Origin of the sequence: Methylobrevis pamukkalensis (genome assembly GCF_001720135.1) — a bacterium.
GTDB classification, from domain to species: Bacteria; Pseudomonadota; Alphaproteobacteria; order Rhizobiales; family Pleomorphomonadaceae; genus Methylobrevis; species Methylobrevis pamukkalensis.
This window is the reverse complement of sequence record NZ_MCRJ01000034.1, coordinates 24,982-33,600: the sequence shown is the minus strand read 5'-3', so window position 1 is coordinate 33,600 and position 8,619 is coordinate 24,982. Positions and strand designations below refer to the sequence as shown.

Below are 8,619 nucleotides of genomic sequence, written 5' to 3'. Positions count from 1 at the left end.
GCGAAGCTGACTCCGAATTCTTTACGGCAAGCGTCAGATGTCCTGCGATGCGATGTTGACGGCCTTGGCAGCGCGGCTGCGGTGCTAGCGGCGCTGGGGACACAGGCGCCGGTGGCGGTGACGGCGGGGGAGTGAGGGAGAAGTATTTTTGGTCGGCAGGGTCGATTGATGCCTTGAGGGAGACGACGCTGTTTCGCGTTGCGCACTGTCTCTCCGTATCCGTCATCCCCGCGCATGCGGGGACCCATCGATCGGCATGAGCAACGGTGCTGGAGGGCGCCGCCGTGCTCCCTACCGGCTGTATGCCCTTGCGGATGGTTGGATCCCCGCATGTGCGGGGATGACGGATACGGAGAGGCGGTCATCTCCCCTGCCGGGCGATCGCGCCACCGACAGTCGCTTCACGCAACCGCGTCCAGCGCCTGAGCGACTTCAGCATCCGTCTCGCGCAGACGACGCTGCCCCTCCTCGCAGATCACGTTCTCTTGACCCCAGGCGGCCAGTGCCTCGATCACGGGTCGAAGCGTGCGCCCACGGGCGGTGAGGGCGTAGTCGACCCTGGGCGGCACGACCGCGTGCACGGTGCGGGACACGATGCCCGCGTCTTCCAGTTCACGCAGTTGGCGGGTCAGCACGCGCTGGGTGACGCTTGGCAAGCGCCGGCGCAACTCGTTGAATCGCAAGGTTCCTGCCATCAGGTGGAACAGGATCACGCCCTTCCACTTTCCGTCGATGTAGGACAGCGCGGATTCCACCGGGCAGCCAGGGAAATGCTGCGTGAGCTTGGCGCGCGGACGCGACATCAAGGTATCCTTACTGATCCTATGGGCCGAATTTGTGCATTCTTGCGTTGCGCGATGATACCTCGCATCTGGCTTGCGTCCAGACCTTGAAAGGAGCCTTGCCATGCGTGCCGTCGCCTATCAGAAACCGCAGCCCATCACCGCCGAGACCTCGCTGGTCGACGTCGACCTGCCGGACCCCGTGGCCGGCGCCCACGACCTCCTCGTCGAGGTCCGGGCCGTCTCGGTCAATCCCGTCGACACGAAGATCCGCAAGGGCGTCACGCCGCTCGAGGGAACATGGAAGGTGCTCGGCTGGGACGTCGCCGGCATCGTTCGCGCCGTCGGCCCGGAGGTCACGCTTTTCCAGCCCGGCGACCGGGTCTGGTACGCGGGCGCCATCGACCGTCCCGGCAGCAATGCCGAACTCCATCTGGTGGACGAGCGGATCGTCGGCCGCATGCCGGCAAGCCTCGACTTCGCGGCGGCAGCGGCACTGCCGTTGACGGCGATCACCGCCTGGGAGGCCCTGTTCGACCGGCTGCGGGTGGAAACGCCGGTTCCGGGCGCCGCTCCCGCCGTGCTGATCATCGGCGGCGCCGGCGGCGTCGGCTCGATCGCGATCCAGCTTCTCAAGGCGCGGACCGACCTTGTGGTGATCGCGACCGCGTCCCGCCCCGAAAGCACAGCCTGGGTGCGGGACCTTGGTGCCGACCACGTGCTCGATCATTCGCAGCCGCTCGCTCCGCAGGTCGCCGCCCTCGGCATCGGCGCGCCCGGCCTCGTCTTCTCCACCACGAACACCCAGGACCATCTCGCCGACATCGTCGAGCTGATCGCACCCCAGGGTCGCTTCGCCCTCATCGACGATCCGTCCAGCCTTGATGTGATGCCCTTCAAGCGCAAGTCGGTGTCGATCCACTGGGAACTGATGTTCACCCGGTCGCTGTTCGCGACACCCGACATCATCGCCCAGCATCACCTTCTCGGCGCGGTCGCCGATCTCGTGGATGCCGGCCGGATCCGCACGACCCTCACCGAGGTGCTGGGGCCGATCAACGCGGCGACCCTGAAGACGGCGCACGCGCTCATCGAGACAGGGCGCACGCGCGGCAAGCTGGTTCTGGAAGGTTTTGCGCCTCCCGCCTGATCTCGGCTCGGCGGCGGCGGCATCTATGCCCCGCCGCCCCCTTTTCCGCATCCCTGCCATGCTTCCCCGGCGCGGGCGGTTCTGTTTCGGTCACAAATCAGGCATGATCCGGCGTGATATACGGCAGCGAGGCCGCGTCCCGCCGCCCTTCTCCTGATTTTCCGGATATGTCTCGTGGCCAAGTCCCTGGCGCCGATCGCGTCGTTGCTCATCGGCATTGCCTTTCTTCTTGCCGGCAACGGCCTGCTCAGCACGCTCACGCCGCTGCGCGCCAGCTTCGAGGAGTTCGGCGCGCTCGAGATCGGCCTGATCGGCTCGGGCTATTACGCCGGCTTCGTGGCCGGGTGTCTCGCCGGGCCTTACCTGATCCTGCGCGCCGGCCACATCCGCGCCTTTGCCGCCCTCGTCTCGGCCGCCTCGGCGATCGCCATCGTCCATCCGATGATGATCGATCCCGTCGTCTGGACCCTCTGCCGCGCCGTCACCGGCTTCAGCCTCGCCGGGCTCTACCTGATCGTGGAAAGCTGGCTCAACGACCGGGCGACCAACGAGAACCGCGGCTTCCTGATGAGCAGCTACATCGTCGTCAACTTCGCGGCGATGACGGCCGGCCAGATGCTGGTGACGACGGCCGATCTGTCCAGCTTCACCCTGTTCGCGCTGGCCTCGATCCTCGTGTCGGTGGCGGCGATCCCGGTGGCGCTGACCCGCTCGGCCCAGCCCGCGCCGATCACGCTGGTGCAGTTCAACCCGGTGAAGCTCTACCGCATGGCGCCGGTCGGCCTCGTCGGCAGCCTGATGATCGGCGTCGGCAACGGCTCCTTCTGGTCGCTGGCGACGATCTTCGGCCTCGGGCGCGGCCTGTCGGCCGATGAATCCGCCGTGTTCATGTCGGTCGCGGTGATCGGCGGCGCGCTGGCGCAGTGGCCGGTCGGGCGCCTGTCCGACAAGGTCGACCGCCGGATCGTGCTGCTCGTCGTGCTGGCGCTCGCCGCCACGGTCTGCGTGACGCTCGCCAGCCTGACGCTGTCGGGCGGCATGCTGCTCGCCCTCGGGCTTTTGTTCGGCATCACCACCCTGCCGGGCTATTCCATCGCCGCCGCCCACGCCTATGACCGCGCCGATCCCAGCGCCTATGTGGAAACCGCCGCCGGAATCCTGCTGGCCAACGGCATCGGCTCGATCATCGGGCCGATCGCCGCCGCGGTGCTGATGAAGAGCTTCGGCCCCTCGGCGCTGTTCTTCTTCATCGCCGCCACCCAGATCGCGCTGTTCCTGTTCGTGATCCTGCGCATGACCCAGCGCGGCCCGCAGGCGAGCGACACCAAGACCGGCTTCGACCTCTACTCCACCGCCACGGTCGGCGGCGTGCTGACGCCCGATCCGCTGCAGGAGAGCGACCCGATGGTGCAGTCGCCGCGCGATCCGGCCCGCGGCATCGCCAACGACGCCGCCAAGACGGACGCCGCCGCGTGAGGGACGCCCCGACTGGCAACAAGGAAGCCGGTGGAAGCCGGCGCCTCGATCAGGCGCTCGTCGATGCCGGCCTTGCGCCGAGCCGGTCGCGGGCGCGCGACGCGATCCTGCGCGGCACGGTGACGGTGGACGGCAAGCGCATCGACAAGCCGTCGCTGAACGTCACCGAAAATGCCGTGCTCGGCATCGACGATCCGGCCGGCGACTATGTCTCGCGGGCGGCGCTGAAGCTCGTCGCCGGGCTGGGCGCCTTCGGGCTCGATCCGGCCGGCCGGCATTGCCTTGATGTCGGCGCCTCCACCGGCGGCTTCACCGAGGTGCTGCTGCGGCGCGGCGCGGCCCATGTCACCGCCATCGACGTCGGCCACGGCCAGTTCCACCCGCGCCTTGCCGCCGATCCGCGCGTCACCTCGATCGAGGGGCTGAACGCGCGCGACCTTGCGCCCGAGCATCTCGCCTCGGCCCCCGGCTTCATCGTCTCCGACGTCAGCTTCATCTCGCTGACGCTCGCGCTTGGCCCGGCGCTGGAGCTTGCCGCCCCCGGCGCCGCCCTCGTCGCGCTGGTCAAGCCGCAGTTCGAGGTCGGCCGCGAGAATGTGGGCAAGGGCGGCATCGTGCGTGATGCGGCCATTGCCGAAAGCGCCGTCGACCGGGTGGCCGCCTTCGTCGGCGCGCAGGCCGGCTGGCGGGTGATCGGCCGCCTCCCCTCGCCCATCACGGGCAGCGACGGCAACACCGAACATCTTCTGGGAGCGATCCGTGATTGAGGCCCGTCTCACCATCGACCGCCTCGGCGCCCAGGGCGACGGCGTCGCCGCCCACGCCGGCGCGCCGGTCTACCTGCCCTTCACCCTGCCGGGCGAGGAGGTGCTGGCCGAGTTCGCGGGCGAGCGCGGCGACGTGCTGGAGATCTTTTCGGCGAGCCCCGAGCGGATCGACCCCGCCTGCCCGCATTTCACCGACTGCGGCGGCTGCAGCCTGCAGCATCTCGCCCCCGCGCCCTATGCCGCCTTCAAGCGCGAGCTGGTCGTCTCGGCCTTTGCCGCGCGCGGCCTTGCGCCGGAGGTGGACGCCACGATCGTGGTGCCGGCCGGCAGCCGGCGCCGCGTGGTGCTGGCCGCCCGGCGGGAGGGCGGAAAGCTGCTGTTCGGCTTCCATGGCCGCAAGAGCCACCGGATCGTGCCGCTGTCCGCCTGCCCGGTCTCGCGGCCGGAGATCGTCGGCGCCCTGCCCGGGCTTGCCCGGCTCGCCGCCGTCGCCGCCCCGCGCAAGGGCGACCTCGCGATGACGGTGGCGGCCACCGCGACCGGCCTCGACGTGGCGCTCGGCGGCGTGCCGGGCAAGGACCTCGACCGGTTGCGGCTCGATCTGGTGCGGATCGCCGGCGACATCCGGCTCGCCCGGCTTTCGGCCGGCGACGAGGTGATGATGGAGCGGATCGCCCCGACGGTCCGCTTCGGGACGGTGGACGTGACCCCGCCGCCCGGCGGCTTCCTGCAGGCCGCCGAAGCGGGCGAGGCGGCGCTTGCCGCGCTTGTCGTTGCCGCCGTGGGCAAGGCGAACGAGGTCGCGGACCTCTTCGCCGGCGCCGGCACCTTCGCCTTCCGGCTCGCCGAGACCGCCAAGGTCCATGCGGTGGAAGGCGATGCCCCGGCGCTCGCCGCCCTCGACAAGGGCTTGCGCTTTGCCAAGGGCCTGCGCCGGCTGACGACCCAGCGGCGCGACCTGTTCCGCCGGCCGGTCACCGCCAAGGAACTCGCCCGCTTCGACGCGGTGGTGTTCGATCCGCCGCGGGCCGGCGCCTCGGCGCAGGCAGCCGAGCTTGCCGCCTCGAAGGTGCCGGTGATCGTCGCCGTCTCGTGCAATCCGGCCACGCTTGCCCGCGATGCCCGCCTGCTGGTCGATGGCGGCTACCGGCTGGAGCGGGTCACGCCGGTGGACCAGTTTCTCTGGTCCGCGCATGTGGAGGCGGTGGCGGTGTTCCGCCGCTGACGGTCACGCGCGCGGTTGTGTCCGTCAACTGATCTTCAGTCGGCAGGATTTTGCCGGAACGTCGGCAGCCATGGGCGCGTTCAGCTTCCGAACCTCGCACAGACCGGCGCTGTTGCCGGTCTGCCGCGACGAACGGGAGTTCACGCCATGTCTGTCGGTACCATCCTTCTCATCGTCCTCGTCCTGCTGCTGATCGGCGTCATTCCGTCGTGGCCGCACTCGCGGTCCTGGGGCTACGGGCCGTCCGGCATTCTGGGCGCCGTGCTGATCGTCGTGCTGATCCTGCTGCTGCTCGGACGCATCTGAGAACAGGCGGCGCAGCGGCGAGTCTGCCGCTGCGCCGCCTCTGCCACATCAGGCCGCGAGCGCCTGCGCGGGGCTGGTGAAGCTCTCGCGCAGCGCCTCGGCCACGGCGGCATTGGTCAGCCGCCCGGCGTGGACGTTGAGACCATTGGCCAGATGCGGATCGTCGGCGAGCGCCTGCTTCCAGCCCTTGTCCGCCAGCGCCAGCACGAAGGGCAGCGTCGCGTTGTTGAGCGCATAGGTCGAGGTGCGCGCCACGCCGCCCGGCATGTTGGCGACGCAGTAGTGGACGACGCCGTCCACCACATAGGTCGGATCCGAATGGGTGGTTGCACGCGAGGTTTCCGCCGCGCCGCCCTGGTCGATCGCCACATCGACGATCACCGACCCCGTCTTCATCGCCGCCACCATCTGGCGGGTGATCAGTTTGGGCGCCGCCGCGCCCGGCACCAGCACCGTCGAGATCACCAGATCGGCGCCGGTGACAAGGTCACCGATCAATTCGCGGGTGCCGTGGGCGGTCTTCACCCGGCTGCCGAAGGTCGCGACATGCCGGCGCAGCACGTCGAGCGAGCGGTCGACCACCGTCACGTCTGCGCCGAGGCCGATGGCGATCTGCGCGGCATTGGTGCCGGCGACGCCGCCACCGAGAATCACCACCCGTGCCGGCAGCACGCCGGGCACGCCGCCGAGCAGGATGCCCATGCCGCCGGCGGCATTCTCCAGGCAATGCGCCCCGGCCTGCGGCGCCATCCGGCCCGCCACCTCCGACATCGGCGCCAGCAGCGGCAGCATGCCGGTGGCACTCGTCACGGTCTCGTAGGCGATGCAGGTGCGCCCGACGCCATCAGGTCGCGGGCCTGGGCGGGATCGGGCGCGAGATGCAGGTAGGTGAACAGGATCTGGCCCTCGCGCAGCCGCTTGCGCTCCACCGCCTGCGGCTCCTTGACCTTGACGATCATGTCCGCGGCCGCGAACACCTCGTCGGCACTTGCCGCGATGCGGGCGCCGGCGATGGCATAAGCCGCGTCCGCCGCGCCGATGCCGCGTCCGGCGCCGGTTTCCACCACCACCTCGTGGCCATGGGCGACCAGTTCGGCGACGGCGGCCGGCACCAGCCCGACCCGATCCTCGTGATCCTTGATTTCCTTCGGAACGCCGATGCGCATGATGGTGATCTCCTGCTGCATGCCGCGCCCCGCACCCGCCTTGTCGGCGTTTTTCGGTTGCCGGGCCGGCCCCTGCTGTTGTTGTCGAGACAATCAGGATCGCAGTGTGCCGGCGCAATTTCCTGCGAAAGAACGGGACGGCCGATCACAGATGTCGCATGATCTGCGACAATCACGGCAATTTACCGCAGGATCTTTCAATGACCCAGCTTGATGGCACCGACCGCGCCATTCTCAACGCGCTTCAGGAGAACGGGCGTCTCACCAACGCCGAGCTTGCCGCAGGCGTCAATCTCTCGCCGTCGGCCTGCCTCCGGCGGGTGCGGCTGCTGGAAGAAAGCGGACTGATCGCGCGCACCGTGGCACTGCTCGACCCCCGGCTCGCCGGGGTGCCGGGCACGGCCTATGTCTCCGTCACCCTCGATAGCCAGGGCCGCAAGGCGCTCGACACCTTCGAGCAGGCGGTGCGCCATGTGCCGGAGATCACCGAATGCTACCTGCTCGCCGGCCAGCACGACTACCTGCTGCGCGTCGTCTACCACGACAGCCGTGATCTGGAGCGGATCCACACCGAGATCCTGACCCCCCTGCCCGGCGTCGTCCGCGTCCAGTCCACCCTGACGCTGCGCACGGTGAAGCGGACGACGAAGCTTCCGATATGAATGCAGGATGCATTTTTTGTTTTTGTGCGGCTTCGGCAGGGAGAGCGCGTCGTGGATCAGGGGATAAGGCCGCAAACGAAAAGGGGCGCGCCACTTGCGCACCCCTTTCCGCGATCAATCCGACGGCGGGTCAGAAATTCACTTCACGATGACGTCGTAAGGACGGCGGCGCCACTGGCGACGAGGTTCACCAACCCACTTCTGTGATCCCACCTCGACAACGAACCGGTCAGGTCCCTTGTATTTCGGATCCGGCCTGTAGACGAAGCCACCGGCCATGTATTCACGGCCGTAGCAACGATGATCCTTGTTTCCTCCGACGTCCATTACATGCTTGTACCGGCCAATCTCGAGCCTGCCATGCTGGGGCTGCTCGATGATCTTGATTTCGGCCGGCATTCCGGCTGCGCATCCGTCCTTGCTATAGCTCAGATACGTATGACTAAAAGGTTCGCCCGCGTTGATCAGCACCGGGCCAGGCTCGTCGTCCCAATTCTTGTTCCCGCAGGCCGCCACGGTCAGCAGCAGGCCGGCGACCATCGCACTTTTTACCAACCCCATGAACCCCTCCTGGCAACAACCATGAGGAGAGTATGTGAGGGCTTCGAAAATGTCAGTGGATTCCAGCTGTTGCAGCCCGCATGCAACACGTTGCAATCAGGGTGTGGCGAACGGGTAACGGTTGTGCCCGTTCCGGACACGCGGCCCAGAAGTCCCGCACCGCCAGACCGCCCTGCCGGCGCGGTCCCCGTCCTCAGTCGGCGTCCGGCTCGCCCGCCTCAGCTTCCTTCAGGAAGGGCTCGACCGTGCCCTTGAGCTTGAGCGTCATCGGCTTGCCCTTGCGGTCGAGGGTCTTGCCGGCGGCGACGCGGATCCAGCCTTCGGAGACGCAGTATTCCTCGACGTTGGTCTTCTCGGCGCCGTTGAACAGGATGCCGATGCCGCGTTCCAGGAGGGCGGCGTCGTGGAACGGGCTGTCGGGATCGGAGGAGAGGCGATCGGGAAGGTCGGTGCTCATGGCTGGCTCGCTTTTCGCAGTTTCAGGTTCGGGCGCCGGGATAACGCAAATTTGTCCGCGCGGGAAT

9 protein-coding genes and 1 pseudogene are annotated in these 8,619 nt (G+C 68.4%); 6 read left to right on the top strand and 4 right to left on the bottom strand.

The window, feature by feature from the left end; genetic code table 11:
• Positions 1-401: 401 nt before the first annotated feature.
• A complete protein-coding gene (locus tag A6302_RS07735; protein ID WP_069306559.1) occupies positions 402-803 on the bottom strand; it encodes a winged helix-turn-helix transcriptional regulator in 402 nt (133 codons plus the stop codon).
• Positions 804-906: 103 nt separating this feature from the next.
• On the opposite strand from A6302_RS07735, the gene A6302_RS07730 reads away from it, so the two are divergent.
• From A6302_RS07730 to A6302_RS07710, 5 genes are all read left to right on the top strand, one after another.
• Positions 907-1,932 carry a zinc-binding alcohol dehydrogenase family protein gene (locus A6302_RS07730; RefSeq protein ID WP_069306558.1) on the top strand — a complete coding sequence of 342 codons (1,026 nt, stop codon included), beginning with the start codon at positions 907-909 and terminating at the stop codon, positions 1,930-1,932.
• Positions 1,933-2,106: 174 nt separating this feature from the next.
• Positions 2,107-3,408 carry an MFS transporter gene (locus A6302_RS07725; protein ID WP_069306557.1) on the top strand — a complete coding sequence of 434 codons (1,302 nt, stop codon included), beginning with the start codon at positions 2,107-2,109 and terminating at the stop codon, positions 3,406-3,408.
• Positions 3,405-4,175 carry a TlyA family RNA methyltransferase gene (locus tag A6302_RS07720; protein ID WP_069306556.1) on the top strand — a complete coding sequence of 257 codons (771 nt, stop codon included), beginning with the start codon at positions 3,405-3,407 and terminating at the stop codon, positions 4,173-4,175. The genes A6302_RS07725 and A6302_RS07720 overlap by 4 nt, the downstream gene beginning before the upstream one ends.
• Positions 4,168-5,400: a class I SAM-dependent RNA methyltransferase gene (locus tag A6302_RS07715; RefSeq protein ID WP_342586237.1), complete on the top strand. Its 1,233-nt coding sequence runs from the start codon at positions 4,168-4,170 to the stop codon at positions 5,398-5,400. Before A6302_RS07720 ends, A6302_RS07715 begins: the two co-directional genes overlap by 8 nt.
• A 147-nt stretch (positions 5,401-5,547) precedes the next feature.
• Positions 5,548-5,706, top strand: a complete 159-nt coding sequence (locus A6302_RS07710; protein ID WP_069306555.1) for a DUF3309 family protein — start codon at positions 5,548-5,550, stop codon at positions 5,704-5,706.
• A 48-nt stretch (positions 5,707-5,754) separates the two neighbouring features.
• On the opposite strand, the pseudogene ald reads toward A6302_RS07710, so the two are convergent.
• Positions 5,755-6,872 (bottom strand): annotated as a pseudogene (gene ald, locus A6302_RS07705) (alanine dehydrogenase).
• A 200-nt stretch (positions 6,873-7,072) separates the two neighbouring features.
• Between ald and A6302_RS07700 the strand changes: the two are divergent.
• Positions 7,073-7,534, top strand: coding sequence for an Lrp/AsnC family transcriptional regulator (locus A6302_RS07700; RefSeq protein WP_069306554.1), 462 nt, complete (start codon positions 7,073-7,075; stop codon positions 7,532-7,534).
• 138 nt (positions 7,535-7,672) lie between these two features.
• Here A6302_RS07700 and A6302_RS07695 read toward each other — a convergent pair whose 3' ends face one another.
• Together A6302_RS07695 and A6302_RS07690 are read right to left on the bottom strand one after the other, a co-directional pair.
• Entirely contained in the window at positions 7,673-8,095 is a 423-nt protein-coding gene (locus A6302_RS07695; RefSeq protein ID WP_141703490.1) for a hypothetical protein, read from the bottom strand.
• Between the two features lie 193 nt (positions 8,096-8,288).
• Positions 8,289-8,552 carry a DUF3297 family protein gene (locus A6302_RS07690; RefSeq protein WP_069306552.1) on the bottom strand — a complete coding sequence of 88 codons (264 nt, stop codon included), beginning with the start codon at positions 8,550-8,552 and terminating at the stop codon, positions 8,289-8,291.
• Positions 8,553-8,619: the final 67 nt, after the last annotated feature.